The sequence below is a fragment of the Streptomyces sp. NPDC032745 genome, from assembly GCF_055579465.1.
In genome coordinates, this window is the sequence record NZ_JBVING010000014.1 from 1 (window position 1) to 25,478 (window position 25,478).

The window sequence follows — 25,478 nt, forward strand, 5'->3', positions numbered from 1 at the left end:
TCCCCCACAAAAAAGAAAAAAAAATAGAAGAAAAGACCCCACCCCCCCCCCCCCCCCCCCCCCCCCCCCCCGCTTCCCGGGCGGCCCCGTCACGGCCGCCCGGGGCTCGGTCCTGCCGGAACCGGCCCGACCCCGCATGAGCGGCGCGGACAGCCGGCCCTATTCGTCGCCGTCGCTGCTTCCGCTGCTCCTGCTGCCGCCCCGCCGTCCGTTCTTCTGGAGGCCGCGCGCCACCGCCGCGACGCCGAGCGTCACGCTCGCCACGATGCGGACCCAGCGCGGCCCGCCGCGTTCCGCCCACACCACGCTGACGGCCCCGCCGACGGCGGCAGCCACGAGCAGCAGGAGTACGAAGGTCATCTTCCCCGCCTCTTGTACGTGTCGAGGGCGCGCCCGACACAGAACCGCCCCGGACCGATGAAGGCGGTTCGGGGCGGAAGTGGCAGACGAGCCGGCCTGTACGCCGGGTTCTGTCTCCCGGTGACCTCGCGGTCGCCGGGGAGACGGCCATCCATCTAGGACCGGCGTTGCCGCCGGCCTCGTGCGGTCTACCCGCGAACTCGGGCGGGCAGCCCTCAAGCGTTCGCGCAGAGCCGTCCGAAGACGGCTCCTCTTGACCTTGCTCCGGGTGGGGTTTACCTAGCCGCCTGGGTCACCCCAGGCGCTGGTGGTCTCTTACACCACCGTTTCACCCTTACCGAGGGCCGAAGCCCCCGGCGGTCTGTTTTCTGTGGCACTGTCCCGCGGGTCACCCCGGGTGGGCGTTACCCACCACCCTGCCCTGTGGAGCCCGGACGTTCCTCGGCGGGATCCGGGGATCCCGACGCGGCCGCCCGGCCGACTCGTCTGCCGTGGCGACCATGTTACCGGCTGTGCCACCCACGGCTTGACCTTGACGCAGCGGCAGGGTTTCTACTGGACGGCATGCGGATCGGAGAGATCGCCGCGCTGGTCGGGGTCACCACCCGGGCCATCCGGCACTACCACCATGTCGGCCTGCTCCCGGAGCCGGAGCGCAGGTCCAACGGATATCGCGCGTACGGCGTGCGCGACGCCGTCCTGCTGGCGCGGGTGCGCCGGCTCACCGAGCTCGGGCTCACCCTGGACGAGGTGCGCGACGTGCTCGCGGACGACGCCGGGCGCGAGCTGGCCGACGTACTCGAGGAGCTCGACGCCGACCTGGCCCGGCAGGAGGCCGAGCTGGCCGAGCGCCGGCGCCGGCTCGCCGTGCTGCTGGCTGCGCCGCCCGGGGAGAACGAACCGGTCTCGCCCGCGCTCGCCGCGCTGCTCGCCCGGGCGCCGAAGACCGCCTCGCCGAGCGCCGCGATGGACCGCGAGCACCTGACGCTGCTCGACGTGTCCGGGGCCGCCGGCGAGGAGCTCTACTCCGCGCTCGCCCCGCTGGCCGCCGATCCGTCCGTCCTCGCGCTGTACGAGCGGCTGGACGAGCTGGCCGACGCCCCGGTCGACGACCCGCGGATCCCGGCGCTCGCCGCCGAACTGGTGGCGGCGGTCCCCGACGAGGCGTTCGCGGCGATCCCGGCCGACGGGCGGCCGGTCGGCGAGGGGTTCGCGCAGGCGCTGCTCGCCGAGTACGCCCCCGCGCAGGCGGAGGTCGTACGCCGGGTGATGGAGGCGTTCATGGAGAGGGGCCGGGGATGAGCGGCGTACGGGCGGCGCGGTGGGTGGCCGGAGCCGTCATACCGGGGGAGCTGGTCCTGCTGCTGTGCGGGGTCGCCGGGGTGCGGCTGCCCGGCTGGGCCCTCGCCGTCGCGGAGGCGCTCGTGCTCTGCGTGCTGCTGCTCGAAGCGACGGTGCTGGGCAGGCTGTACGCCGACCGGCGCGGCCGCGGCGACGGCCCCGGGACGGCCGGACGGGAGGCCCTGCGTGCCCTCGTACCCGTGCCGGCACGGAAACTGCTGCTGCACGAGCTGCGCGCCTTGGCCTCGCTGGGGCGGTGGGTGCTGCGCCGGCCGCCGCACGGGGTGGGCGCGGGCGAGCTGGCCGCCGGGTACACGGGACCGCAGACGGCCATGATGTACGGGCTGCTGTTCGTGTCGCTCGTCGAGACGGTCGGCCTGGCCGTCCTGATCCCGTGGCCGGCCGTGCACCGGGTGGTGCTGGTCCTCGACGTGTACGGGGTGGTGCTGTTGCTGGCGCTGCACGCCGCCTGCGTGACCCGGCCGCACGTGGTCCGCCGGGACGGCTCCCTGCGGATCCGCTACGGGGCCCTGTTCGACCTCACCGTCCCGCCGGACGCGGTGGCCTCGGTCCGTGTGGACCGGCGCTACCCGGAGGGCCGGCTCGTCTCCCTCTCCGAGGACGGGGTGCTCGACCTGATCGTGGGCAGCCAGACAACGGTGACCCTGGAGCTGACCGGTCCGCTCCCGTTCGTCCGGCCGCTCGGTTCCCGGGCCGAGGCCCGCACCATCCGCTTCCACGCCGACGACCCGCGCACGCTGGTGGCCGCGCTGCGCCGGTCCGGCCCGGACGGGGCCCCACCACGGGCGGGGACGGATGCCGACGCCGAGGCCCGGTGACACCGGGCCCTACGGCACCGCGAGGCGGCCGGTCACCTGGGAGGGCTGGCCGCCATCCGGCAGGCGCCGTTCGCGGCGCCGCCCGCGACGCCGGCCGCGGTCAGGGCGCCCACACAGCCGTCCAGGTCACCGTGCACACCCTGGACGCAGGCCGACGTGACGGCGTCCGAGACGGCGGTGCCCGACTGCGCGACCAGGTTCGTGCAGGCCGGGATGTCCGCGTGGGCGGCGAAGGCCCCGCCGCCGAGTGCCAGGGTCAGGCCGGTGAGGACACCGGCGATACGAGCCGACATGCGCATGGGAGGCACCTGCTCTCCGGGCGGTCGGGGGACTCGCGGAGCCGGTCGAGCCACCTGCCGCGTGGATCCGGTCGGGGCGCCGGACGGCTGCCCCGCTTCTTTCGACGCTAGGGCAGCCCGCCGCCGCGCGCACGCCGGACCTGCGGCGGACACCGCCGGGGCGGGGGCGAACGGGATCTCCGCCCGGCCGGCCAGCGCCGGCTCCGCCGGGAAGCCAGGCCCTGGGGCGGGTGGGCGCCGGTGGTGCGGCGCGAGCCTTACCCTGGCTCGGGGGCCGCACCCCCTGCGCCGTGTCGTACCGAAGGAGAACCACCGTGCTCGTGCTGCTGCCGCCGTCCGAGGGAAAGGCCGCCGGCGGCTCCGGCGCGCCCCTGGAGCCGGAGACGCTGTCACTGCCCGGACTGGCCGGGGCGCGGGCGGCCGTGCTGGCGGAACTGGTCGAGCTGTGTGCGGGGGACGAGCTGAAGGCCCGCGAGGTGCTCGGCCTCAGCGAGGGGCTGCGCGGCGAGGTGGCGAAGAACGCCGGGCTGCGGTCCGCGGTGGCCCGGCCGGCGGGCGAGATCTACACCGGCGTGCTGTACGACGCGCTGGGCCTGGCGGACCTGCCGGCGGATGCGCGGGCGCTGGCGGAGCAGTCCCTGCTGGTGTTCTCGGGCCTGTGGGGCGCGGTCCGGGTGACGGACCGGATCCCCTCCTACCGCTGCTCGATGGGTGTGAAGCTGCCGGCGCTGGGTGCGCTGGGGGCGTATTGGCGGGAGCCGATGGCGGCGGTCATGCCGGCTGCGGCGGGGGACGGGCTGGTGCTGGACCTGCGGTCCTCGGCGTACGGGTCGGCGTGGAAGCCCAAGGGCGAGGTGGCGGGGCGCACGGCGACGGTGCGGGTGCTGCATGCGCAGGTCGTGGACGGGGTGGAGAAGCGGTCCGTGGTGAGCCACTTCAACAAGGCGACGAAGGGCCGGCTGGTGCGGGACCTGCTCATCGCGGGTGCCGTCCCCGAGAACCCGGCGGCCCTGGTCACGGCGCTGCGCGACCTGGGCTACGCGGTGGAGGCGGAGCCCCCGGCCAAGCCGGCCAAGGCCTGGTCCCTGGACGTGGTGGTCACCCAGATCCACTGACCGCCGCCGGTCCGCGCCTCAAACGCCAAGCGGGGCTGGGAGATCCAGCCCCGCCGGGGTCAGCGGCTCAGGGGCCAGGCCGCCGAAGGGGACCGGTCGGACGCGCCGGCGTACGTGGCGCAGGCGTCCGTCAGCGTTTCCAGGAGGGTGAGGGGATCCGGGAGCGGGTGCTCCATACCGCGGACCCAGGTCACCGCCAGGTCACCCGGCAGGGCCGCCGGCGGGACCAGGACGTAGCTCCCACGGCAGTGCCACCGCAGGCCCGGGTGCTCGTCCATCGTCTCCGGGTGGCAGTCCAGCTCGCACGGCCACCACTCGTCCTCGTCCTCGGGGGTGCCGCGCGTCGCCGTGAAGAAGAGCATCCGGGCCTGGTCGCCCGTACCGCCCGATTCCGCGACCGGGCCGACCTCGACGCCCGCCGCCAGCAGGCGCGCCAGTGCGCTCGCCCCGGCTTCGAGCGGGACGTCCAGTACGTCGTGGACCATGCCCGTCGCGGTGATGAAGTTCGCCTGCGGCTGGTTGCGCGCCCAGCGTTCGATCTGCGCGCGGTCGGTCGACGACTGCGTCTGCCAGGCGAAGGAGAGGGGGTGCCGCGCGGGCGTGGGACAGCCGATCCGCTCGCACGAACACCGGTAGCCGGCGGGGTGGGCGGCGGGGGCGAGCGGCAGGCCTGCGGCGGCCACGGCCAGCAGAAGGGCCTCGCGTGCGCGCTCGGGATCTTCGGGGGAGGGTTTGGGCCGCCGGCGCAGCCACTGGGAAATCCTGCTCTGCTCGCCGCGTTTGACGCGGCCGGACTCAGACCCCATCTATCCCCTCACCTCACCGTTTCCCCGGCAGACCCTCACATGGTCCCACCATCCTGCGGTCCGGGTGACCGCTCTCCCCCACCGGGGGGTGGTGGAGAGGTGCATGGAGCGTGCGGAGCGGTAGCCGGAATACCGTCACATTTCGGTGAAATTCGGCCAATTGTCCCCGCCTTCACCCGCCGACCACCGGCCGGCCACCCGCCGGTCAGCCGGCGGTGACCTTCGCCACCCCGCCCAGCACCCGGTCCACCAGCGCGTCCGCATAAGCGTGCGTCAGCGGCGCCGTCCGCAGCAGCCAGCGGTACGTCAGCGGCCCGACCAGCATCTCCACCGTCAGGCGCAGGTCCACGTCCGCCGCGAGCTGCCCGGCCTCCCGGGCCGCCCGCAACCGTGCTTCGTACAGGGCGAGCTGCGGCTCCAGCAGCTGCTCGGTGAAGCGGGCGCTCAGCTCCGGATCGGTCGCCCCGGCGGCGGTCAGGGCGCGGGTGGGGGCCGAGTACTTCTCGTCGTTGAACTGGTCCACCGTCAGCCGCAGCACCAGCTTGAGGTCCGCCGCGAGGTCGCCGGTGTCCGGGAAGCCCGTCCAGCCGGCCTCCGCCTCCGCGTCCCCGAAGAGCGCGAGCGAGGCGTCCAGCAGGACCGCCGCCTTCGACGGCCACCAGCGGTAGATCGTCTGCTTGCCGACGCCCGCGCGGGCGGCGATGGCCTCGATGGTCAGCTTGTTGTAGCCGACCTCCGCGACCAGTGCGAGCGCCGCGTCGAGGATGGCCCGCCGGGAGCGGTCGCTGCGGCGGGCGGGGTCGGGGGCCTTACCGTCGGACGTTCTGCTGCTCATTCGGACAAATTATCAACGCGAGACGTCTCGTCTTTGTGTCATTCCGTAAACCACCCAATCAGTTCACTGCGCGGTCTCCGATGAGGAGAGACGATTCTCTCCACATCTCCCGTGAGTCGTGAGGAGCCTTCTTTGCGCAGAGACGCCACACCCCGGCGCTACTTGATGTGCCCACCCGCACACTTCAAGGTCACGTACTCCATCAACCCGTGGATGGACCCCACGAAACCGGTGGACCTGCCCCTCGCACACGCCCAGTGGGAAGACCTCCGGGACCGCTACCGCTCCCTCGGCCACACCGTCGAGACGCTCGTACCGGACCCCGAGCTGCCCGACATGGTCTTCGCCGCGAACGGCGCCCTCGTCGTCGACGGCCGGGTGCTCGGCGCCCGGTTCGCCTACCCGGAGCGCGCCGCCGAGGCGGAGATCCACCTCGACTGGTTCCGGACCCACGGCTTCCAGGACGTCCACGAGCCGTCCCATGTCAACGAGGGCGAGGGCGATTTCGCGGTCACCGCGAGCTACATCCTGGCCGGGCGGGGCTTCCGCTCCAGCCCGCTCTCGCACGACGAGGCGCAGGAGTTCTTCGGCCGGCCGGTCATCGGCCTCGACCTGGTGGACCCGCGGTACTACCACCTGGACACGGCGCTGTGCGTGCTCGACGGCGACGAGGTCATGTACTACCCGCCCGCCTTCTCGCCCGGCAGCCAGGCGGTGCTCGGGCGGCTGTTCCCGGACGCGCTGATCGCCGGCGCCGAGGACGCGGCGGCCCTCGGCCTCAACGCCGTCTCGGACGGCCGGCACGTCCTGCTCCCGCAGGCGGCGGCCGGGCTGTTCGCACCCCTGCGGGACCGGGGCTTCGAGCCGGTCCCGATGGACCTGGGCGAGCTGCTCAAGGGCGGCGGCAGCGTGAAGTGCTGTACCCAGGAGCTGCGGATGTAGCGGCTGCTGCGCGGCTGCGCCCGCGCAGCTACGGGGTGGCCGGCGGCCACTCCTGGCCCCAGTCGGCGTCCCGCGCCGCCTTGTACAGGTCACCGTGGCGCTTGGTCACGTTGACCCGGGTCAGGCCCTCGCCCTCGGGGCCGCACAGCTCCAGCAGGACGAGCCCCTTCCGGATCTGCGGCCTCCGCGTGATCCGGGAGGGGACCGGCTCCACGGGGAAGCGGGTCGCGGCCACGTAGCTGAACTTCTCGTCCTCGTACGGCAGGGACCCGCCCTTGACCTTGCGGTGCAGGGAGGACCGGCTGACCCGCGCCGAGAAGTGGCACCAGTCCTGCCCGACCTCGATCGGGCAGGTGCCGTCGTGCGGGCACGGGGCGGCGACCTTCAGCCCCGCCCCGATCAGCTGGTCACGGGCCTCGCGGATGCGCAGGTACCCCTCGGGCGTGCCCGGCTCGATCAGCACCACGGCCTGCCCGGCGCGGGCCGCCTCGGCGACCACGGCCCGGCGGGCCTCCGGCGTCAGCTCGCCCAGTACGTACGACACCGTCACGAGGTCCGCCTCGGGGAGGGCCAGACCGGATCCGATGACGGCCCGCCGCCACTCGGCGCTGCGCAGCACCTCCGAGCCGGAGGATGCCGCGAGCTCCTTGCCGAGGGCCAGCGCCGGCTCCGCCCAGTCCAGGACCGTGGTGCCGCGCGGGCCGTCCCAGATGGCGTCCACCGCCCAGGTCGCCGCGCCCGTGCCGCCGCCCACGTCGACGTGGGAGGCCGGGGACCACTGCGGCGCGGCCTCGGCGAGCGCGTCCAGGGCGGACCGTACGGCCTCGAAGGTGGCCGGCATCCGGTACGCCGCGTACGCCGCGACGTCGGAGCGGTCGCGCAGGACGGGTACGTCGGTCGGGGTCCGGCCGCGGTAGTTGGCGATCAGCCGGTCGACGGCGGCGGTGGCCTGCTTCGGCGGGAGCCCGTCGAGCAGCCCGCCGAGCGCGGACCGCAGCGTTTCGGCGGTGGTGGGGACGGAGGCGGAGGCGTTCACCAGCGAAGTTTACGGCGCCGGGGACACCCCGGACGCCGCGCCGAACCTCCCGCCCGGGCCCGGGCCGTCCGGCTCACACTCCACCGTCTTGCCGGGGCCCGGGCGTCCGGCTCAGACCGCGGACTCCCGGTTCTGCCAGGGCCGGCACATGCCGGCGAAGCAGGCGGCCGCCAGCAGCGAGCACACCAGCTGGACCACCGCCATCGGCACCGCCGTGCCCTCGCCCGCGATGCCGACCAGCGGCGAGGCGATCGCCCCGACCAGGAAGGAGGAGGTGCCCAGCAGCGCCGAGGCCGACCCGGCCGCGTGCGGGGTGCGCATCAGCGCCAGCGCGTTGGTGTTCGGCAGGACCACGCCCATCGCCGACATCAGCACGAACAGCGCGGCCGCGATCGGGACCAGCCCGGCCTCCCCGAACACCCCGGCCGCCATCAGCAGCAGCGCCACCGAGGCGGCGGTGATGACGGCGATCCCGCCCGCGAGCACCTTGTCCAGGCGGACCCGGCCGACCAGCAGCTTGCCGTTGACCTGTCCGGCGGCGATCAGGCCGACCGAGTTGAGGCCGAACAGCAGGCTGAAGGCCTGCGGCGAAGCCCCGTAGATCTCCTGCACCACGAAGGGCGAGGCGGAGATGTACGAGAAGAGCGTGGCGAAGGCGAAGCCGCCGGCCAGGGTGTACCCGGCGAAGACCCGGTCGGCGAGCAGCCCGCGCATGGTCCGCAGCGCGGAGCCCACGCCGCCGGTCTGCCGCTGCCCGGGCGGCAGGGTCTCGCCGAGGCTGCGCCAGACGACGAGGGTGAGCAGGGCGCCGACGGCCGTGAGGACGACGAACACCCCGCGCCAGTCGGAGAAGCGCAGCACCTGGCCGCCGATGAGCGGGGCGACGACCGGGGCCACGCCGGATATGAGCATCAGCGTGGAGAAGAACCGGGCCATCTCGACCCCGTCGTACAGGTCGCGCACGACGGCCCGGGCGATGACGACCGCGGCGGCCCCGGCCAGGCCCTGGAGCAGCCGGAAGCCGATCAGCAGCTCGGCGGTCGGGGCGAGGGCGCAGATCGCGGTGGCGAGTACGTAGACCACCATGCCGATCAGCAGGGGCCGGCGGCGGCCCCACTTGTCGCTCATCGGGCCGATGACGAGCTGGCCCAGCGCCATGCCGGCGAGGCAGGCGGTGAGGGTGACCTGGATGGTGGCGGCCGGGCTGTCCAGGGCGTCGGTGACCTCCGGCAGGGCCGGCAGGTACATGTCCATGGACAGCGGGGGGAGGGCGCTGAGCCCGCCGAGTATGAAAGTGACGAGCAGTCCGGTACGGCGGGCGGACGTGAGCGGGGCGGAAGCGGGACCCGGTGCGGAAGGGGTCGTCGGTGCGGAAGCGGTCTGCGGTGCGGAGGGCGTCTCGGGCGACGGCTCGTGCGAGGGGGCCGTCGCGGGGCCTCTCTCCGGCATGCGGAACTCCAGTCTTTTCGTCGTCTTTTCACACCCCCGACCGACCCATGCTCTCAGCTGTCGGAACGTCCGTGGACCGATGCGACATGTGACGTACCCTGCGGCCCCATGAACGCAAGTGGGAAGAAGATCGCCCTGGTCACCGGAGCGGGCTCCGGCATCGGCCGCTCCGTGGCGCTGACCCTGGCCGCCGCCGGCTGGTCGGTGGCCGCGGCAGGCCGCCGGACCGAACCGCTGGCGGAGACGGCGAAGGCGGCCGGGGCCGGCGCGGACGTGCTGTGCGTACGGGCCGACGTCAGCGATCCGGACGACGTGGCCGCGCTGTTCGCCGCGGTCCGCGAGCACTACGGGCGCCTCGACCTCCTCTTCAACAACGCCGGGACCTTCGGCCCGGGCGGCGTCCCGCTGGAGGACCTCACGTACGAGGCCTGGCGCTCGGTGGTCGACGTCAACCTGACCGGGTCCTTCCTGTGTGCGCAGGCGGCCTTCCGGCAGATGAAGGCGCAGGCCCCGCAGGGCGGCCGGATCATCAACAACGGCTCGATCTCCGCGCACGTGCCGCGGCCGAACTCGGTCGCCTACACCGCGACCAAGCACGCGATGACGGGCCTGACGAAGTCGCTCTCGCTGGACGGGCGGCCGTACCGGATCGCCTGCGGGCAGATCGACATCGGCAACGCGGCCACCGAGATGACCGAGCGGATGCAGACCGGGATCCTCCAGGCGAACGGGCAGCTGGCGGTGGAGCCGGTGATGGACGCCGCCGACGTGGCGCGCACGGTGCTGCACATGGCGGAGCTGCCGCTGGAGGCGAACGTCCAGTTCGCGACGGTGATGGCGACGACGATGCCGTACATCGGGCGAGGCTGACCCCCGGGAATGCGGGCGCCTGGCCGGGAGTTGGGGTGATCATGACTGACGTACTGCGTTACACCGCCTTCTCGGACGACCCGGCCGGGGGCAACCCCGCCGGGGTCGTGCTCGATGCGACCGGGCTGGACGAGGCCGACATGCTGCGGATCGCCGCCGAGCTGGACTACAGCGAGACGGCCTTCCTCACCGCCCCGCCCGAGGGCCTGGGCGGTGCGGAAGGACGGGCCTTCAGCGTGCGGTACTTCAGCCCGAAGGCTGAGGTCCCCTTCTGCGGGCACGCCACCGTGGCCACCGCCATCGCGCTGGGCGAGCGGATCGGGCCGGGCGACCTGGTCTTCGCGACCCGCGTCGGCACGGTGCCGGTGTCGGTGACCCTGGACGGGCAGGGCGGCCTGCGGGCCGTCCTGACCAGCGTCGAACCGCACGTCGAGGACGTCGACCCGGCGGACCTCGCCGAGGCGCTGGCCGCGCTGGACTGGCCGCAGGCCGACCTGGACCCGGCCATCCCGCCCAGGATCGCCTACGCGGGAAACCGCCACCTGGTGCTCGGCGCCGCCACCCGGGCCCGGCTCGCGGACCTCGCGTACGACTTCCCCCGGCTGGAGGCGCTGATGCGGCGCCTGGACCTGACCACCGTCCAGCTGGTGCACCGGGCGGGCCCGGCCCTGTTCGACGTACGGGACCCCTTCCCGGTCGGCGGCGTCGTCGAGGACCCCGCGACCGGAGCCGCCGCGGCCGCCTTCGGGGCGTACGCGCGCGAGCTCGGCCTGGCCCCGGCGGACGCGGTGCTCACCCTCCACCAGGGCGAGGACATGGGCCGCCCGGGCGTCCTGACGGTGGAACTCCGCGCCGGCGACCCCCGGGTCCGGGTCGGCGGCAGCGGGGTCCGGATCGGATGAGCCACGGCCTGCCGGCGCCGGCCCGCGGCGGGAACCCGCGCCGCGGACGGGAGGCACACGGGTGACGACGCTGCTGACGTACGCGGAGGCCGAGCTGCCGGCCGGGCTCGCCGAGCAGGTCGCGGCCCTGGAGGCGCAGGCCTGGCCCGGCTCCCGGACCGGCCACGACCCGGCCCTCGCGCCCGTGGCGATGGTGCTGCTCGACGACGACGGCACGGTGGCCGCCTCCCTCGCGCTGCTGTTCAAGGAGATCCGGCACGCGGGCCGCACGTACCGCGCCGCCGGGCTGAGCGCGGTGGTGACCCGGGACACCGCGCGGGGCCGCGGGCACGGCGGCCGGCTGGTGGCGGCGGCCCGCGCGGCGCTGGCCGCCGACCCGGCCGTGGACCTCGTGCTGTTCAGCTGCGACCGGCCGCTCGTCCCCTTCTACGAGGCGGCCGGCTTCACCCGGCTGGCCGGGACCGTACTGGTCGGCGGGACGCCCGAGGAGCCGCTGGCCACGGACGCGCCCGGCTTCGCCAAGGAGGTCCTGGCCGACTTCCCCGGCCCGGACACCTCACCCGCGGCCTTCGCGGGAGCACGGATCGCCTTGTACCCGGGGCTCGTCGACCGCCTCTGGTGACCCGGCCCGGACACGCCGAAGGGGCCCGGATCATTTCGATCCGGGCCCCTTCCGCATGCCCTACGAGCCGCTGGCCCCGGCCTTCGCCGAGACCGCCTGCGCCGGGTCCGCCGCAGCCGTCGTACGGCCGAGCACCCCGAGGAACAGGAGCAGCGTCGGGACCAGGTACGCCGCCCACACCGCGACCTGCAGCCAGGTCGGGTCCGGCTGGAAGTTGAACGTGCCCTTCAGCAGCGTCCCGTACCAGCTGTCCGGCGGGACCGCCGAGCTGACGTCGAAGGCCTTGTTCATGAGGCCGGGCAGGAACTCGGCCTCCTGGAGGTCGTGGACCCCGTACGCGAGCACGCCCGCGGCGACCACGACCAGCATCCCGCCGGTCCAGGTGAAGAACTTGGACAGGTTGATCTTCAGCGCGCCGCGGTAGAACAGCCAGCCCAGCACGATCGACGAGCCGATCCCGAGCAGCACGCCCACCAGCGGACCCGCGCCGTCACCGGCCGCGTGGACCGACCGCCACACGAACAGCGAGGTCTCCAGGCCCTCCCGGCCGACGGCCAGGAACGCCGTCGTGACCAGGGCGCCCGTGCCCATCGCGAGGGCCGCGTCGAGCTTGCCCTGCAGCTCGGTCTTCATGTGCCGCGCGGTGCGCTTCATCCAGAAGACCATCCACGTCACCAGGCCCACCGAGACGATCGACAGGCTGCCGCCGATCGCCTCCTGCGCCTGGAACGTCAGCTCCGAGGTGCCGAATTCCAGCCCCGCGCCGAAGGCCAGGCTGAGCGCGGCCGCGAGGCCGACGCCGAGCCACAGCGGCCCCAGCCTGTCCTTGTTCCCGGTCTTCACCAGGTACGCGATGAGGATGCAGACGACCAGGCTGGCCTCGAGCCCCTCGCGCAGGCCGATCAGATAATTGCTGAACACGTCGGTTCCTTTCCGTGCCGCGGAACTACGCGAACAGCGCCCGGCCCCACCAGTCGTCCTTGTCGCGGACGCCCGGCGGAACGGCGAAGAGGGCCGAGCTCACGTGCTGGATGTACTCGTTGAGCACGTCGCTCTTTGCCAGCTTGCGCTGGATCGGGATGAAGCCCTTGCGGACGTCGCGCTGGTACGCGAGGAAGAACAGGCCCGCGTCGAGCCGGCCCAGTCCGTCCGTGCCGTCGGTGAAGGAGTAGCCGCGGCGCAGGATCGTTGCACCGTCGTTGCTGTCCGGGTGCGCGAGGCGGACGTGCGCCTCCGGCTTCATCGCCTTCAGGAACGGCTCGTCGCGCTCCTTCGACTTGCCGACCGGCGCGCCCTCGGCCTTGTCCCGGCCGAAGATGTCCTCCTGCTCCTGGAGCGGAGTGCGGTCCCAGATCTCGATGTTCATGCGGATCCGGCGGGCGACCAGGTACGAGCCGCCGGCCATCCACGCCGAGGCGCCCTTGGCCTCGTCGGCGACCCACACGTGCTTTTCGAGGGCGGCGGTGTCGGTGCCGGAGATGTTCCGGGTGCCGTCCTTGAAGCCCATCATGTTGCGCGGGGTCTGCTCGTCCGGGGTGGTGGACGAGGTCTTGCCGAAGCCGAGCTGCGACCAGCGCACCGCCGTCTTGCCGAAGCCGATCCGGGCGAGCTGGCGGATCGCGTGCACCGCGACCTGCGGGTCGTCCGCGCAGGCCTGCACACACAGGTCCCCGCCGCTCTTGGCCGGGTCCAGGTTGTCGCCGGGGAACTGCTCCAGGTCGACCAGGGCCTCGGGGCGCCTGCCCTCCAGACCGAAGCGGTCCTTGGCGAAGAGCGAGGCGCCGAAGCCGATGGTCAGCGTCAGCCGGGACGGCTTGAGGCCGAGCGCCTCGCCGGTGTCGTCCGGCGGGGCCTCGGGGAGGCCGCCGACGGCGCCCTCGCCGACGGGAAGTCCGGCGGTCATCCGCTCGGCGGCCCGCGTCCAGTCCTTGAGGAGCTGGACGAGCTCCGCGCGGTCCTTCGTCTTCACGTCGAACGCGGCGAAGTGCAGCCGGTCCTGGACGGCGGAGGCGATACCGGCCTGGTGCGTGCCGTGGAAGGGCACGGCGGAGCCGCTGAGCGCAGCCGGAACGGCGTCCGTGGTGTCGGTGAGCGCGGCGACCGTGCCGCCCGCCGCGGCGGCGCCGAGCGCGAGCCCGGCACCGCCCCAGCCGAGCACGGTCCGGCGGGACGGCCCGCCGGTTGCCTCACCGGGGGCGGTCTCGGCGGCGGCCTCGGTGGCCGGGCCGGTGGTGCTGGTGTCGTCAGACATGTCCGTTACCCCTGATCCGCGTTACTTGGCGACGGCGGCGGCAAGCTTGGACAGCGGCTCCCCGAGGGCGCTGACCGCGTCCGAGAGCTCCTTGCGCTGGTCCGGGCCGACGGTCTCGTACGACGTGAAGTCGTAGGTGTTCTTGTCGGCGCGGTACTTGTCGAGCAGCGTGTTCATCGCGGCGAACTGCTTGTCCAGCTCCGCGGACAGGGCCGGGTCGTTCTTCGCGGCGACCGGCTTGAGCAGCTCGTACGCCTTCTGGGCGCCCTCGACGTTGGCCTTGAAGTCGACCAGGTCGGTGTGGCTGTAGCGCTCTTCCTCACCGGTGACCTTGCCGCTGGCGACCTCGTCCAGCAGCTCCTTGGCACCGTTCGCCATCGAGGTGGGGGTGATCTCCGCCTGGCCGACCTTCTTCTGCCAGTCGGTGAGGTCGGTGATCAGCTGGTCGGCGAGCTTCTTCTCGGCGTCGCCGATCTTGTTGTCGACCCACAGGGCCTTCTCCAGACGGTGCCAGCCGGTCCAGTCCTTCGCCGGGTCCTGGCCGGCCTCCAGGCCGTCCTCGCGGACGTCGACCTTCGGGTCGATGTCGCCGAAGGACTCGGCGACCGGCTCGGTGCGCTCCCAGCCGATGCGGGACGCGGCGTACGCCTTCTTGGCGGCCTCGACGTCGCCGGCCTTGACCGCGTCCGCGAAGGCCTGCGCCTTGGGGAGGGTCTGGTCGGCCTGCTCCTGCACGTACTTGCGGTACTCGGCGACCGCGGCGTCCAGCTCGGGGCTGCGCTTCTCGGCGGCGCCGTTGCCCGTGGCCTTGACCTTCTGGCGGATGCCGTCGCCCTTCATGCCGGGCTTGCAGGCGATCTCGTAGTCGCCGGCCTTGATCTCCGCGGTGATGGAGGCCTTGGTGCCGGGGCCGATGTTCTCGCGCTCGGCGACGATGCGGTCGTCCGGGAAGAGGACGTAGACCTCGGTGACCTTGGAGCCCTTGTTCTCGACCTCGAGGGTGACCTTTCCGGCGGGGAACTCCGTCTTGGAGACCTCGCAGGCGCTGTCGGAGGCGGCGACCTTGACGGACCCGTCGCCGGCGCCGCTCTTCTCGGCGCAGCCGGTGACGGCGGTGAGCGCGGCCACGGCGGCAACCGCGGTGAGGACGGTGAGGCGGGCGGGACGCATGCGTGCTCCTGGCTGTCTGGCGTTCGGCAGACGGCCGCCCCGATCAGGAGGGGCGGCCGGTGAGGCGGACCTAACTTAACCGAGGCTTACCTGACCCATACCCGCACGTCCAGTGATTCAGCACACACCTACGACCGCCGGACACGGGCCCGTCACGGCACCTCCAGCACCAACCCATGGGAGGGTCAAGCGGAGGTCAAGCCGAAGTGACCGTTCCGTACGCCGGAACGGCCGTCGTCATGGCGGAACGGCTGTCGTCCCGTACGGGGACCACGAGCGGAACCCCGGTCCGCGGATGCGGGAGGACCTCGACGGGCTGCCGGTAGACCCGGCTCAGCAGCTCGTCCCCGAACACCTCGGCCGGCGGTCCGTCCACCGCGATCCGCCCATCGTGCAGTACGGCGGCCCGGTCGGCGTACGCGGCGGCCAGGCCCAGGTCGTGCAGGACGACCACCACCGCGTCCCCGGCCGCGGCCCGCTCCCGGCAGATCCGCAGCACCAGCTCCTGGTGGCGCAGGTCCAGGGCGGCGGTCGGCTCGTCGAGCAGCAGCAGCGGGGCCTGCTGGGCCAGCACCCGGGCCAGCGCCACCCGGGCCCGCTCGCCGCCGGAGAGCGCGGAGAAGGGGCGGGCGGCGAAGCCGGCCACCTCCGTCGCGGCCATGGCGGCGGCCACCGCCTCCTCGTCGGAGTCGGCGAGCGGGGTGCCGGCCCAGGGGGCGCGGCCCATCCGTACGACGTCCCCCACGGGGAAGGGGAAGGACATCTGCGCGGACTGGGGGAGTACGGACCGGCGCAGGGCCAGGTCCGGGGCCGCCCAGTCGCCCGCCGGGCGCCCGTCGATCCGTACGAGGCCCTCGGCGGCGGGCAGATCGGCCGCGAGGGCGGCCAGCAGGGTGGACTTGCCGGCGCCGTTCGGGCCGACCAGGGCCAGCACCTCGCCGGCCCGTGCGGTCAGGTCGATCCCGGCCAGCACCGCGCGCTCGCCGAGCCGGACGTGGAGGCCGACGGCCTCGGCGAAGGCGGTGCCGGGGGACGGCCGGGCGGGGACGCTGTGCCCGGTGCGCCGGAAGAAGGGGATGCTCACGCCCAGCCTCCTTGCCTGCGGCGGGTGCGGCGCAGCAGCAAGAAGAAGAACGGGCTGCCGATCAGGGCGGTCAGTACACCGAGCGGCAGTTCGGCGGGCCGGGCGATGGTCCGGGCGGCCAGATCGCCGCCGAGCAGGACCACGGCGCCGGCCAGCGCGCTGCCCGGGACCAGGAAGCGGTGGCCGGGGCCGTTCGCCATGCGCAGCAGGTGCGGGACGAGCAGCCCGACGAACGTGATGACGCCGGCCACGGCGACGGCGGCCGCGGTGAGCAGCGCGACGACGAGGATGAGCGTGAGGCGCAGCCGCTCCACCTCCACGCCGAGATGGCGGGCGGGCCGCTCGCCGAGGGAGAGCAGGTCCAGCTTGCGGGCGTAGAAGGGGGCGGTCAGCAGGCCGGCGAGCGCGCAGGGCAGGACGGCGAGCACCTTGGGCCAGGTGGCCTGGGCGAGGGAGCCGAGCTGCCAGAAGGTGATCTGGTTGACCTGGCCGCTGTCCGCGAAGAAGACGAACAGGCCGATCAGGGCGCCGGCGAAGGCGTTGGCGGCGATGCCCGTGAGGATGAGGGTGACGACCTCGGCCCTGCCGCCGTTGCGGGAGAGGAGGTAGACGGAGCCGACGGTGACGAGCCCGGCGACGAACGCGCAGGCGGTGACGGTCCAGTTGCCGAAGAAGCTGAGCCCGAGCCCGATGGCGGCCACCGCGCCGACGGCGGCCCCCGCGGAGATCCCGATGACGCCGGGCTCGGCGAGCGGATTCCCGAACACCCCCTGCATCAGGGCCCCGGCGCAGCCCAGGCTCCCGCCGACGAGCAGCGCGAGGACCACCCGGGGGAGCCGTACGTTCCACAGCACGCTCTCGCCGACCCGGTCGAGCGCGGATCCGCCGAGCCCCAGCCGGTGCTGCACGGAGCCGAGCACGTCCGCGACGGGAATCCCGTAGGCCCCGACCCCGGCGGACACCAACGCCAGCCCGCCGAGCACGAGGACCAACGCCACGATCAGCCAGGCACCGGTCCGGCGGGGCGCCTTGCCCGCCCGGGGCAGATCCGGCCCCGCCGGCGTTCGAGGTGCGGGGGTCCGGGGGCCGGTCCCCGGCAACTCGGCCGCAGCCGTGGTCCGTCCCGTCACGTCACGCGGTCTTTCCGTACAGCTGGGAGATCAGCGAGCTCAGCACCTGGTCGGTCCGCGGACCGTAGTTCAACAGCACGCCGTCGTCGACGGTGACGACCCGCCGGTCCATCCCCGCCGGGGTCTGCGCGACGCCCGGGATCTTCACCAGGCCCTCCGTACCGCCCACGGACTCCAGCCCCTTGGACATCACCAGGATCGCGTCGGGCGCGGCAGCCGCCAGCGCCTCGCTCGTGATCGGCGTGAAGTCCTTGCCGAGCCCCGACTCCTTGCCCGTGTCCACGGCGCCGGCCGCTTCGAGCAGCGAGGCCGCGCCCGAGTCGGAGCCGCCCATCAGGTACACGGACGCGGTGCCGCGCAGGTACAGGAACGCCACCCGCGGCTTCTTCCCGGTGGCCGCACCGGCGGGGATGCCCTTGCGGGCGGCGGAGATCCGGTCCGCGGTGCGCTGGTTCAGCTGCGCCCCGGCGTCCTTGACGCCCAGCGCACCGGCCACCGTCTCGATCCGCTTCGGTACGTCCTCCAGCGACTTGGCCGGGGCCACCACCAGCAGCGGGATGCCCGCGTCGCGGATCTGCCGGATCGCCTCGGCCGGGCCGGAGGTGGTCTCGGCCAGCACCAGCGTCGGGCGCAGCGACAGCACGCTCTCCGCCGAGACGTCGTGGCCCCGGGTCACCACCGGCAGCTGCGCCGCCTGTTCGAACGTGGCCGTGATGTCGCGGGCGACGACCTGGGGGCCGAGGCCCAGCGTCTGGACGATCTCGTTGAGGCTGCCCGTCAGCGGGACCACCCGCTCCGCCGAGGTCACCGTCACCTGGCGGCCGTCCGCCGACGGCACGGTCACCGGGAGCGCCGGCAGCGGCGCCGGGGAGAGCGGCTCCACCCGGTCCGGCGCGGCGGCCGGTCGGGCGGCGGCGCCGGGCCCGGTGGCGGACGTGCCCGCGCAGCCCGTCAGGGCGGCCAGTGCCAGCGCGGAGAAGGCGAGCGCAAGGGCAAGGGCGGGGCGGGGGAGGCGGGTTGACGCGGCGGGCGTAGGCACGAAGGCACCGTCCTGATCGTCCGGCTGGAGGTCGGGCTGAGGTTCCGGGGAGTCGGGGGTTCCCCTCCGACGGGAGGTAGCTTAGGTTAGCCTAACCTTATTAACCAGACCCGGAAGGGACATTCATGCCCTCGCGACCCGCCCGCGCATCCGCAGTCGCCCTGTTGGCAGCCCTGGCGGCCCTGTTGGGTGCCCTGCTCCCGGCCACCGCCGCCCATGCGGCCGGCCGCACCGTGCAGGGGGGCCGACTCGACTGGGGCATCAAATCGTCCTTCCAGAGTTATGTCACCGGTCCGGTCGCAAAAGGCTCTTTCAAGCTGAAGAACGGTGCCGCCACGGCCGGCGGCAGCCTGTTCCGCTTCCACTCGGCCACCGGCTCCTACGATCCGGACACCGGCGCCTTCGAGGCCGCCTTCAGCGGCGGCGTCGGCTTCCAGGGCCACCAGAAGCCGGACGGCACGTACGAACTGGACCTGACGGTCAGCCGCCCGACCGTCAAGATCGACGGCGGCAGCGGCACCCTCTACGCGGACGTCTCCAGCAAGGCCAAGGACACCGGCGCGGTCACCACCCGGACCCAGGTGCCCTTCGCCACCCTCGGCCTCGGTGGCGTCGACATGAAGGGCGGCGGCAGTCCGATCGCCCTGACCAACATCCCGGCCACCCTCACCGACCAGGGCGCCAAGGCCTTCTCGGGCTACTACTCGGCGGGCGCGCAGCTCGACCCCGTCTCGCTCTCCGCCGACGTCTTGGCCGCCCCGGCCGCCGGGACCTCGCCGGCCCCGAGCGCCCCGGCCCAGACCCCGCAGGACCCGCAGGCCGCCCAGGGTGCGTTCGCCGACGCCGCCGTCGACTGGGGTGTCCGGCGCACGTTCCGCGAGTACGTCACCGGTTCCGTCGGCCAGGGCAAGTGGACCCTCGCAGAGGGGGCGCAGGACGGCGGCGCGCTGTTCCGCTTCCCGCAGGGCAAGGGTGCGTACGACGGCCGGAAGGGGATCCTCGACGCCGCCTTCGCCGGCACGGTCCACTTCACCGGCGCCCATCTGGACCTGAAGCTCGGCAAGCTGAGCGTCAAGGTGGCCAACGGCAAGGGCGTCCTGTCCGCCGACGTCACCACCGGCAGCGAGACGAAGAACGCCGTCGCGCTCGTCGAGTTCGACGCCAAGGGGCTGAAGGCCGAGGGCGCACTCGCCACCCTCACCGAAGCCCCGGCCACCCTCACCGAGGGCGGCTCGCAGGCCTTCAAATCCATGGGCGTTTCTTCCATGTATGCGGCCGGCACCGAGATGGACCCCGTCTCGCTCGCCGTCGCACTCGACGCCACTGCCAAGCTGCCGGCCCTGCCCGACCTGGGCTCCACGGCCTCACCCGCCGCGCCCGCGGCCCCCGGCGCATCCGCCGCTCCCGCCGCTCCCGCCGCGAAGGAAGGGGAGTCCTCGAACACCGGGCTGTACGCCGCCCTCGGGGTGGCCGTCCTGGTCCTGGCCGGCGGCGCGGTCCACCTCGTACTGCGCCGCAACCGCCGTACGGAGGCCGTCCCGGCCGCCGCGACCGCACCGGCCGCACCGGCGGACCCGGACGGTACCGCCGGGTCCGCGGACGTGCAGCAGCCCAGGCCCTGACCGCCCGCCCTCAGACCTCACCCCCGTCAGCCACCCCCCGTCGCCTTTCAGGAGGCAACCGCAATGTCCTCGTCCCACCGCCGTCCGCTCGCCCTTGCGGCCGCCGTCGCCACCGCCGCCGCACTCGGCGCCACCGCCTTCGTCCTGCCCGCCACGGCGGTGGGCGGCGGGCAGGCCTCCGCGGCCGTCGCCGCCGCGCCGATACCGATCGTGGACGGCACCCTCGACTGGGGCGTCCTGGCGAGCTACCGCTCGTACGTCCTCAACATCGCCAAGGGCACGATCACCCCGGCGGACGGGGCCGCACTGAACGCGGACGGCACCTTCCGCTTCGGTTCGGCGACCGGCCGGTACGACAAGGACGGCGGGCATGTCGTGACGGCCGCGTTCAAGGGCAGCGTCACCTTCGACGCGCCCGCCCACGGCTTCAAGGTGACCCTCGCCAACTTCCGCTTCGACACGGGGACGAAGAAGCTGACGGCCGACGTCACCAAGAACGGCACCCTCACCCCCGGCGTCCCGATGGCGGACGTGGCCTTCGGCGGGCCGGCGATGGAGAAGCTGGGCACCACCCTCACCAAGGAGGCGGCGGAGCAGCTGGGTTCGGACAAGTACGCCGGCCTGGCCGGCGACCCGCTCACGGCCGCCCTGCAGTTCGCGCAGCCGTCCCCCTCGCCCTCCGTGTCCGTGACGACGTCGGCTTCCACCAGCCCGTCCCCGGCCCCGTCGACCCCGTCGAACTCCTCGACCCCCTCGCAGGGCGCGAGCTCCCCAGCGGCCGACGGCCCGCAGCAGCTCCTCGGGGGCCGGCTGACCTGGGGAGTGAAGGACTCCTTCCGCTCGTACGTGGTGAAGGGCGGCGGCTCGGTCACCCCGGCGGGCGGGGCCGTCGCGAGCGGGGACACCTTCGCCTTCGCCCTCGGCAAGGGCGAGCTCGACGTCAAGAAGCAGAAGCTGACCGCCTCCTTCGCGGGCAACCTGCGCTTCCAGCGGGCCGACCACGGCATCGACATGACCTTCGGGAACCTGCGCATCAACGCCGAGGGCAAGAAGGGCACCCTCGTCCTGGACGTCAAGACGCCCACCGCCACCAAGGCGGACGTCCCCTTCGCCACGCTCGACCTGTCGAAGACCGAGTACCGGACCTCGGGCGGCCTGCTCACCCTGAACGCCGTCCCGGCCGCCTTCACCGCCGAGGGCGCCGCCGCCATCGGCGCCCCGAGCCCGGACTACGCCGAGGGCAAGCCGACCGACGCCGTCACCCTCTCCGTGTCCGTCGACAAGGACGCCGTCATCCCCACCACGGCGCCCACCACCGCCCCCACGACGGCCACCACCGGCGGGACCGGCGGCACCGGCTCCGCCGTGGGCGGTGGCGGCAGCGTCGGCGGGAACCTCGCCAGCACCGGCGCCGAAGTCCCGGCCGGAGCCCTGCTCGCCACCTCGGGCGCGGTCGTCGCGGCCGGTGCCGGCGCGGTCTTCCTCGCGCGCAGGCGACGCGCCGTCCAGATCTGAACCGTGTTTCAATTCCCGCGTGAACGATCTCGATGTGCTCAAGGTCTTCTGCGCGGGCGACGGGCGCCACGGCAACCTGCTCGGCGTCGTACGTGACGGCCGGACCTGCCCCGACGACGCCTCGCGTCAGGCGCTGGCCGCCGAACTCGGCTACAGCGAGACGGTGTTCGTCGACGACCCCGAGCGCGGGGTCGTCGACATCCGCACGCCCGGGACGCGGATGTCCTTCGCCGGCCATCCGCTGGTGGGGGTCGCGTGGCTGCTCGACATCGAGGAGCTCCAGCCGCCGGCCGGCTCCGTATGGGCGCGTGACGACGGGGAGTTCACCTGGATCACGGCCCTCCCCGAGTGGGTCGAGGGCAAGCGCACCGAGCAGTACGCGAGCCCCGCCGAGGTCGACGCGCTGCCCGCGCCGCCGCCCGGCGAGGGCTGGCTGTACGCCTGGGCCTGGGAGGACGAGACCGCGGGCCGCATCCGGGCCCGCGGCTTCCCGCGCCGCCCCGACGGGGTCATCGCCGAGGACGAGGCCACCGGATCGGCCGCGATCCTGCTGACCGCCGAGCTGAACCGCGCCCTGAACATCACCCAGGGCGCGGGCTCCCAGATCCTCACCGCGCCCGGCCCGGACGGCACCGTCGAGATCGGCGGCCGCGTCCGCTTCGCCAAGCTGCCCGAGGCGCGGACCGAGTAGGCATGCACCGCGGGGTCCGCACCGAGCCGGTGCGGACCCCGCGGCGGAGATCGGAGCGCGTCAGGCGCTCAGCGGGAACTCCCGGCCCAGCTCGCGGAAGACCGCGCCGTTGAAGTCGAAGGCGCGCTTGCACTCGTCGATGATGCGCTGCTTCTCCAGGTCGTCCGCGGCGATCGCGTCCAGCAGCTCGCGGTAGGTCCGCTTGAAGGCGGCGGGGTTGGCGATGTCCGCGAAGACGTAGAACCGGACACCGTCGCCCTTGCGCGTGAAGCCCCACGTCCGCTCCGCCTTGTCGCGGATGATCTGGCCGCCGGAGAGGTCACCCAGGTAGCGGGTGTAGTGGTGGGCGACGTACCCGCCGGGCCAGATGGCCGCGCAGTGCGCCACGCGGGCCGCGTAGGCCTCGGTGGCGGGCAGCGCGATCAGCGTCTCGCGCCAGGACGGCCCGCGCAGGTGTGCCAGGTCGCGCTCGATCTCGGCGACGCGCATGAGCTCGGGCTGTATGAACGGGCCGGCCACCGGGTCGTCCTTCAGGGACTCGGCCGCGTCCTCCAGGGCCCGGTACACGAACCACAGCTGCTCGGTGTAGCGCGCGTAGGCGTCCACTCCGAGCCGGCCGCCGAGCAGGTCGCTCATGAAGGTCGAGGTCTCTGCCTCGGTGTGCTGCTCGTGCGACGCGACACGGATGACCGTAGAGAAGGCGTCCAAGACAATCCTCCGGAGACGGGACGAGGTGACGGGCGGGCCCGCCGGGCGTGACGGCACGTCCGCCACGCCCGATCCTCGTGCTTAGGCTTACCTAAGTCAATGTCTTCCCGACGGCTTGTCGGTAAAACGCCTCCGGCGGACTTTCTCCGATGCGTACTCCGGTTTTTACGGCAGGGTGAGGATCTCGGCTCCCGTGTCCGTCACCACCAGTGTGTGCTCGAACTGCGCGGTGCGCTTGCGGTCCTTCGTCACGACGGTCCAGCCGTCGGCCCACATGTCGTACTCGTGCGTGCCCAGCGTCAGCATCGGCTCGATCGTGAAGGTCATCCCGGGCTCGATGACCGTCGTGGCGTGCGGGCTGTCGTAGTGCGGGATGATCAGGCCGGAGTGGAAGGACGAGTTGATGCCGTGCCCGGTGAAGTCCCGGACCACGCCGTAGCCGAAGCGCTTCGCGTACGACTCGATGACCCGGCCGATCACGTTGATCTGGCGGCCCGGCTTCACGGCCTTGATCGCCCGGTTCAGGGCCTCGCGGGTGCGCTCCACGAGCAGCCGCGACTCCTCGTCCACCTCACCGCACAGGTACGTGGCGTTGTTGTCGCCGTGCACGCCGCCGATGAACGCGGTGACGTCGAGGTTCACGATGTCGCCGTCGCGCAGGACGGTGGAGTCGGGGATGCCGTGGCAGATGACCTCGTTGACCGAGGAGCACAGGGACTTCGGGAAGCCCCGGTAGCCCAGCGTCGACGGGTAGGCGCCGTGGTCGCACATGTACTCGTGCGCGACCCGGTCCAGCTCGTCGGTGGTCACCCCCGGGGCGATCAGCTTGGCGGCCTCTTCCATCGCCTGGGCGGCGATCCGGCCGGCGGTGCGCATGGCCTCGATGGTCGCGGCCGACTGCACCTCCGGTCCGGTGTACGGAGTGGGCGCGGGCCTGCCCACGTACTCGGGCCGGCGGATGTTTCCGGGAACGGAACGGACGGGAGAAAGCTCGCCTGGTACGAGCAGCGACTGGCCAGACATGCAAGCGAGTGTATCCAGCGGGGATGGGGCAGCATGGCGGCAGAGAACGGTATCGAGAGGTATCGAGAGGAGCCCGAGGACGATGGCCCTGTTCAAGAAGCGTCAGGTGGGCAAACCCGGCGAGTGGTACTACTGCCTGGTCCACCACAAGGTCGAGGAAGGCCCGGAGTGCCCGGCGAAGGACCGTTTCGGCCCGTACGAGACGCCGGAGGAGGCGAGCCGCGCCATGGAGATCGCGGCGGAACGCAACCTCGAATGGCAGAACGACCCCAAGTGGAACGACAAGTCCCGCGAAGAGGACGAGGGCACGGCCGCCCCGTAGAGCACGGGGCTCCCAGGCCTACCAGCGGCTGGGCGGTGGCGCGGTCAGCTGGTCGGCCAGCCGCGCCAGCCGGTCCCGCAGCCGCCGCGGCCCGCGCCGCACCGGCAGGCTGTTCTCCCCGGCCGCCGCGCTGACCAGGTGCTGCACGGTGTCCAGGTCCAGCTCGCCGGCCCCTTCCCGTACGGACAGGGCGTCGTGCGCGAGCGCGGCGAGATCCGGATCCCCGCCGTCGAGGGACAGTACGGTCGCCCCCGCGCGCCGGGCGTCGTGCACCCGCTCCAGCAGCCCCGCCCCGGGCTCCTCCGGCGCCACCACCAGCAGGGTGTGCCCGCGCCGGACCGCCTCCAGCCGGCCCAGCCCCACCGACAGGTGCGCCGGCTCCCCGGGCAGCACGCGGTGGCGTACGAGCGTGGGCGCCAGTTCCGGCAGCCCCGACCAGGCGGCCTCGTCCACCAGGTGCGCCGCCAGGTGCCAGGGCTCGTACTGCTCGGTCCCGACCAGCAGCAGATTCCCGCCGGCCGGTGCGACGGAGCGCCGCAGCGATCCGGCGAACCGGCGCGCGGCACCGGGCCACTGCGTACCGGCGAGCACCTCGCGCAGCAGCGCGACCCTCACGGCGTCCATATCGGCATCCTGCCGCATGGAAGGGACATACGGGAGCGCTTCGCCCCGCTTCGCCCGGCCCGGCGCAGCCCCGTCCCCGTTCGACTCTGCCGATCCCGGCATTACCCTCGCCCCCATGACCTCCTCAGACAGCACTCAGACTTCCCCCGCGACGGCGCCGGCCAAGGCACCGGCCAAGGACCCGTGGGACCTGCCGGACGTCTCCGGCCTCGTCGTCGGCGTCCTCGGCGGCACCGGTGACCAGGGCCGGGGCCTGGCGTACCGGCTCGCCCGGGCCGGCCAGAAGGTGATCATCGGCTCCCGCGCCGCCGACCGCGCGCAGAGCGCCGCCGACGAACTGGGCCTCGGCGTGGAGGGCGCGGACAACGCCGAGTGCGCGCGCCGCAGCGACATCGTGATCATCGCGGTGCCGTGGGAGGGCCACGCCAAGACCCTGGAATCGCTGCGCGAGGACCTCGCGGGCAAGCTCGTGGTGGACTGCGTCAACCCGCTCGGCTTCGACAAGCAGGGCGCGTACGCCCTCCACGTCGAAGAGGGCAGCGCGGCCCAGCAGGCCGCCGCCCTGCTCCCCGACTCCCGGGTGACGGCGGCCTTCCACCACCTCTCGGCGGTCCTGCTCCAGGACGCCTCGGTCGAGGAGATCGACACCGACGTGATGGTCCTCGGCGAATCCCGCGCCGACACGGACATCGTGCAGGCCCTGGCCGGCCGTATCCCCGGCATGCGCGGGGTCTTCGCCGGCCGCCTGCGCAACGCCCACCAGGTGGAGTCCCTGGTCGCCAACCTGATCTCCGCGAACCGCCGCTACAAGGCCCACACGGGCCTGCGCATCACGGACGTCTGAGCCGCCGCCCCGTGCCCGGCGGCCGCCTTCGAAGCGAGC

27 protein-coding genes and 1 other RNA gene are annotated in these 25,478 nt (G+C 73.3%); 12 read left to right on the forward strand and 16 right to left on the reverse strand.

The window, feature by feature from the left end; all coding sequences use genetic code 11:
- Positions 1-159: 159 nt before the first annotated feature.
- Positions 160-360 (reverse strand): hypothetical protein, encoded by a 201-nt coding sequence (locus ACZ5WG_RS29830; RefSeq protein WP_468727212.1) that lies wholly within the window; start codon positions 358-360, stop codon positions 160-162.
- 83 nt (positions 361-443) lie between these two features.
- Positions 444-845, reverse strand: an RNA gene (gene rnpB, locus ACZ5WG_RS29835) — RNase P RNA component class A.
- Between the two features lie 79 nt (positions 846-924).
- Between rnpB and ACZ5WG_RS29840 the strand changes: the two genes are divergently transcribed.
- Both ACZ5WG_RS29840 and ACZ5WG_RS29845 read left to right on the forward strand, forming a co-directional pair.
- Positions 925-1,662, forward strand: a complete 738-nt coding sequence (locus ACZ5WG_RS29840) for a MerR family transcriptional regulator (RefSeq protein ID WP_468727214.1) — start codon at positions 925-927, stop codon at positions 1,660-1,662.
- On the forward strand, positions 1,659-2,540 hold the full coding sequence (locus ACZ5WG_RS29845) for a hypothetical protein (protein ID WP_468727215.1): 882 nt from the start codon (positions 1,659-1,661) through the stop codon (positions 2,538-2,540). The genes ACZ5WG_RS29840 and ACZ5WG_RS29845 overlap by 4 nt, the downstream gene beginning before the upstream one ends.
- 32 nt (positions 2,541-2,572) lie before the next feature.
- Here the strand turns inward: ACZ5WG_RS29845 and ACZ5WG_RS29850 are convergent, their stop codons facing one another.
- Positions 2,573-2,839, reverse strand: coding sequence for a hypothetical protein (locus tag ACZ5WG_RS29850; protein ID WP_468727216.1), 267 nt, complete (start codon positions 2,837-2,839; stop codon positions 2,573-2,575).
- A gap of 314 nt (positions 2,840-3,153) precedes the next feature.
- On the opposite strand from ACZ5WG_RS29850, the gene yaaA reads away from it, so the two are divergent.
- A complete protein-coding gene (gene yaaA, locus ACZ5WG_RS29855; protein ID WP_468727217.1) occupies positions 3,154-3,954 on the forward strand; it encodes a peroxide stress protein YaaA in 801 nt (266 codons plus the stop codon).
- Positions 3,955-4,013: 59 nt separating this feature from the next.
- Here the strand turns inward: yaaA and ACZ5WG_RS29860 are convergent, their stop codons facing one another.
- Together ACZ5WG_RS29860 and ACZ5WG_RS29865 are read right to left on the reverse strand one after the other, a co-directional pair.
- Positions 4,014-4,760: a bifunctional DNA primase/polymerase gene (locus tag ACZ5WG_RS29860; RefSeq protein ID WP_468727218.1), complete on the reverse strand. Its 747-nt coding sequence runs from the start codon at positions 4,758-4,760 to the stop codon at positions 4,014-4,016.
- A gap of 205 nt (positions 4,761-4,965) precedes the next feature.
- Positions 4,966-5,595, reverse strand: a complete 630-nt coding sequence (locus tag ACZ5WG_RS29865) for a TetR/AcrR family transcriptional regulator (RefSeq protein ID WP_468727219.1) — start codon at positions 5,593-5,595, stop codon at positions 4,966-4,968.
- Between the two features lie 111 nt (positions 5,596-5,706).
- On the opposite strand from ACZ5WG_RS29865, the gene ddaH reads away from it, so the two are divergent.
- Positions 5,707-6,537: a dimethylargininase gene (gene ddaH / locus ACZ5WG_RS29870; RefSeq protein ID WP_353962356.1), complete on the forward strand. Its 831-nt coding sequence runs from the start codon at positions 5,707-5,709 to the stop codon at positions 6,535-6,537.
- Between the two features lie 28 nt (positions 6,538-6,565).
- Here the strand turns inward: ddaH and ACZ5WG_RS29875 are convergent, their stop codons facing one another.
- Both ACZ5WG_RS29875 and ACZ5WG_RS29880 read right to left on the reverse strand, forming a co-directional pair.
- Positions 6,566-7,573, reverse strand: a complete 1,008-nt coding sequence (locus ACZ5WG_RS29875; RefSeq protein WP_468727220.1) for a small ribosomal subunit Rsm22 family protein — start codon at positions 7,571-7,573, stop codon at positions 6,566-6,568.
- Between the two features lie 111 nt (positions 7,574-7,684).
- Complete coding sequence (locus ACZ5WG_RS29880; protein ID WP_468727222.1) at positions 7,685-9,022, reverse strand: multidrug effflux MFS transporter; 1,338 nt, start codon at positions 9,020-9,022, stop codon at positions 7,685-7,687.
- 108 nt (positions 9,023-9,130) lie between these two features.
- Here ACZ5WG_RS29880 and ACZ5WG_RS29885 point away from each other — a divergent pair, with 108 nt between their 5' ends.
- The 3 genes from ACZ5WG_RS29885 (at position 9,131) to ACZ5WG_RS29895 (ending at position 11,416) form a co-directional block, all read left to right on the forward strand.
- Complete coding sequence (locus tag ACZ5WG_RS29885; RefSeq protein ID WP_468727223.1) at positions 9,131-9,892, forward strand: SDR family oxidoreductase; 762 nt, start codon at positions 9,131-9,133, stop codon at positions 9,890-9,892.
- Positions 9,893-9,933: 41 nt separating this feature from the next.
- Complete coding sequence (locus ACZ5WG_RS29890; RefSeq protein WP_468727224.1) at positions 9,934-10,794, forward strand: PhzF family phenazine biosynthesis protein; 861 nt, start codon at positions 9,934-9,936, stop codon at positions 10,792-10,794.
- 61 nt (positions 10,795-10,855) lie between these two features.
- Entirely contained in the window at positions 10,856-11,416 is a 561-nt protein-coding gene (locus tag ACZ5WG_RS29895; protein ID WP_468727226.1) for a GNAT family N-acetyltransferase, read from the forward strand.
- Positions 11,417-11,476: 60 nt separating this feature from the next.
- Here ACZ5WG_RS29895 and efeU read toward each other — a convergent pair whose 3' ends face one another.
- The 6 genes from efeU to ACZ5WG_RS29925 all read right to left on the reverse strand — a co-directional run bounded on the left by efeU (position 11,477) and on the right by ACZ5WG_RS29925 (position 18,090).
- Positions 11,477-12,337: an iron uptake transporter permease EfeU gene (gene efeU, locus ACZ5WG_RS29900; RefSeq protein ID WP_468727227.1), complete on the reverse strand. Its 861-nt coding sequence runs from the start codon at positions 12,335-12,337 to the stop codon at positions 11,477-11,479.
- A gap of 25 nt (positions 12,338-12,362) precedes the next feature.
- Complete coding sequence (gene efeB, locus ACZ5WG_RS29905) at positions 12,363-13,667, reverse strand: iron uptake transporter deferrochelatase/peroxidase subunit (protein ID WP_468727229.1); 1,305 nt, start codon at positions 13,665-13,667, stop codon at positions 12,363-12,365.
- 21 nt (positions 13,668-13,688) lie between these two features.
- Positions 13,689-14,837 carry an iron uptake system protein EfeO gene (gene efeO / locus ACZ5WG_RS29910; protein ID WP_468727230.1) on the reverse strand — a complete coding sequence of 383 codons (1,149 nt, stop codon included), beginning with the start codon at positions 14,835-14,837 and terminating at the stop codon, positions 13,689-13,691.
- Between the two features lie 196 nt (positions 14,838-15,033).
- Complete coding sequence (locus ACZ5WG_RS29915) at positions 15,034-15,915, reverse strand: heme ABC transporter ATP-binding protein (protein WP_468727536.1); 882 nt, start codon at positions 15,913-15,915, stop codon at positions 15,034-15,036.
- Between the two features lie 2 nt (positions 15,916-15,917).
- A complete protein-coding gene (locus tag ACZ5WG_RS29920) occupies positions 15,918-17,051 on the reverse strand; it encodes a FecCD family ABC transporter permease (protein WP_468727232.1) in 1,134 nt (377 codons plus the stop codon).
- Position 17,052: 1 nt separating this feature from the next.
- The gene (locus tag ACZ5WG_RS29925) at positions 17,053-18,090 is read right to left on the reverse strand and encodes a heme/hemin ABC transporter substrate-binding protein (protein WP_468727234.1); all 1,038 of its coding nucleotides are present in this window, start codon (positions 18,088-18,090) and stop codon (positions 17,053-17,055) included.
- Positions 18,091-18,215: 125 nt separating this feature from the next.
- Here ACZ5WG_RS29925 and ACZ5WG_RS29930 point away from each other — a divergent pair, with 125 nt between their 5' ends.
- The 3 genes from ACZ5WG_RS29930 (at position 18,216) to ACZ5WG_RS29940 (ending at position 21,918) form a co-directional block, all read left to right on the forward strand.
- Positions 18,216-19,712 (forward strand): HtaA domain-containing protein, encoded by a 1,497-nt coding sequence (locus ACZ5WG_RS29930; protein WP_468727237.1) that lies wholly within the window; start codon positions 18,216-18,218, stop codon positions 19,710-19,712.
- Positions 19,713-19,775: 63 nt separating this feature from the next.
- Positions 19,776-21,227, forward strand: coding sequence for an HtaA domain-containing protein (locus ACZ5WG_RS29935; protein WP_468727240.1), 1,452 nt, complete (start codon positions 19,776-19,778; stop codon positions 21,225-21,227).
- A gap of 19 nt (positions 21,228-21,246) precedes the next feature.
- Positions 21,247-21,918: a PhzF family phenazine biosynthesis protein gene (locus ACZ5WG_RS29940; RefSeq protein ID WP_468727244.1), complete on the forward strand. Its 672-nt coding sequence runs from the start codon at positions 21,247-21,249 to the stop codon at positions 21,916-21,918.
- Positions 21,919-21,978: 60 nt separating this feature from the next.
- Here the strand turns inward: ACZ5WG_RS29940 and ACZ5WG_RS29945 are convergent, their stop codons facing one another.
- Together ACZ5WG_RS29945 and map are read right to left on the reverse strand one after the other, a co-directional pair.
- Positions 21,979-22,626, reverse strand: coding sequence for a biliverdin-producing heme oxygenase (locus ACZ5WG_RS29945; RefSeq protein WP_468727248.1), 648 nt, complete (start codon positions 22,624-22,626; stop codon positions 21,979-21,981).
- Positions 22,627-22,791: 165 nt separating this feature from the next.
- Entirely contained in the window at positions 22,792-23,649 is an 858-nt protein-coding gene (map, locus tag ACZ5WG_RS29950) for a type I methionyl aminopeptidase (RefSeq protein ID WP_468727250.1), read from the reverse strand.
- An 82-nt stretch (positions 23,650-23,731) separates the two neighbouring features.
- Between map and ACZ5WG_RS29955 the strand changes: the two genes are divergently transcribed.
- On the forward strand, positions 23,732-23,971 hold the full coding sequence (locus ACZ5WG_RS29955) for a hypothetical protein (protein ID WP_468727251.1): 240 nt from the start codon (positions 23,732-23,734) through the stop codon (positions 23,969-23,971).
- 18 nt (positions 23,972-23,989) lie between these two features.
- Here the strand turns inward: ACZ5WG_RS29955 and ACZ5WG_RS29960 are convergent, their stop codons facing one another.
- Positions 23,990-24,595 carry a hypothetical protein gene (locus ACZ5WG_RS29960; protein WP_468727252.1) on the reverse strand — a complete coding sequence of 202 codons (606 nt, stop codon included), beginning with the start codon at positions 24,593-24,595 and terminating at the stop codon, positions 23,990-23,992.
- 115 nt (positions 24,596-24,710) lie between these two features.
- Between ACZ5WG_RS29960 and npdG the strand changes: the two genes are divergently transcribed.
- Positions 24,711-25,439, forward strand: coding sequence for an NADPH-dependent F420 reductase (gene npdG / locus ACZ5WG_RS29965; protein ID WP_468727253.1), 729 nt, complete (start codon positions 24,711-24,713; stop codon positions 25,437-25,439).
- The last annotated feature ends 39 nt before the right edge of the window (positions 25,440-25,478 follow it).

What these genes read in the sequence shown, in the direction of transcription:
- ACZ5WG_RS29830 (WP_468727212.1), bottom strand. Translation starts at nt 360, where the DNA reads ATGACCTTCGTACTCCTGCTGCTCGTGGCTGCCGCCGTCGGCGGGGCC.
- ACZ5WG_RS29840 (WP_468727214.1), top strand. Translation starts at nt 925, where the DNA reads ATGCGGATCGGAGAGATCGCCGCGCTGGTCGGGGTCACCACCCGGGCC.
- ACZ5WG_RS29845 (WP_468727215.1), top strand. Translation starts at nt 1,659, where the DNA reads ATGAGCGGCGTACGGGCGGCGCGGTGGGTGGCCGGAGCCGTCATACCG.
- ACZ5WG_RS29850 (WP_468727216.1), bottom strand. Translation starts at nt 2,839, where the DNA reads ATGCGCATGTCGGCTCGTATCGCCGGTGTCCTCACCGGCCTGACCCTG.
- ACZ5WG_RS29860 (WP_468727218.1), bottom strand. Translation starts at nt 4,760, where the DNA reads ATGGGGTCTGAGTCCGGCCGCGTCAAACGCGGCGAGCAGAGCAGGATT.
- ACZ5WG_RS29865 (WP_468727219.1), bottom strand. Translation starts at nt 5,595, where the DNA reads ATGAGCAGCAGAACGTCCGACGGTAAGGCCCCCGACCCCGCCCGCCGC.
- ACZ5WG_RS29880 (WP_468727222.1), bottom strand. Translation starts at nt 9,022, where the DNA reads ATGCCGGAGAGAGGCCCCGCGACGGCCCCCTCGCACGAGCCGTCGCCC.
- ACZ5WG_RS29885 (WP_468727223.1), top strand. Translation starts at nt 9,131, where the DNA reads ATGAACGCAAGTGGGAAGAAGATCGCCCTGGTCACCGGAGCGGGCTCC.
- ACZ5WG_RS29890 (WP_468727224.1), top strand. Translation starts at nt 9,934, where the DNA reads ATGACTGACGTACTGCGTTACACCGCCTTCTCGGACGACCCGGCCGGG.
- efeB (WP_468727229.1), bottom strand. Translation starts at nt 13,667, where the DNA reads ATGTCTGACGACACCAGCACCACCGGCCCGGCCACCGAGGCCGCCGCC.
- efeO (WP_468727230.1), bottom strand. Translation starts at nt 14,837, where the DNA reads ATGCGTCCCGCCCGCCTCACCGTCCTCACCGCGGTTGCCGCCGTGGCC.
- ACZ5WG_RS29930 (WP_468727237.1), top strand. Translation starts at nt 18,216, where the DNA reads ATGCCCTCGCGACCCGCCCGCGCATCCGCAGTCGCCCTGTTGGCAGCC.
- ACZ5WG_RS29935 (WP_468727240.1), top strand. Translation starts at nt 19,776, where the DNA reads ATGTCCTCGTCCCACCGCCGTCCGCTCGCCCTTGCGGCCGCCGTCGCC.
- map (WP_468727250.1), bottom strand. Translation starts at nt 23,649, where the DNA reads ATGTCTGGCCAGTCGCTGCTCGTACCAGGCGAGCTTTCTCCCGTCCGT.
- ACZ5WG_RS29955 (WP_468727251.1), top strand. Translation starts at nt 23,732, where the DNA reads ATGGCCCTGTTCAAGAAGCGTCAGGTGGGCAAACCCGGCGAGTGGTAC.
- ACZ5WG_RS29960 (WP_468727252.1), bottom strand. Translation starts at nt 24,595, where the DNA reads ATGGACGCCGTGAGGGTCGCGCTGCTGCGCGAGGTGCTCGCCGGTACG.
- npdG (WP_468727253.1), top strand. Translation starts at nt 24,711, where the DNA reads ATGACCTCCTCAGACAGCACTCAGACTTCCCCCGCGACGGCGCCGGCC.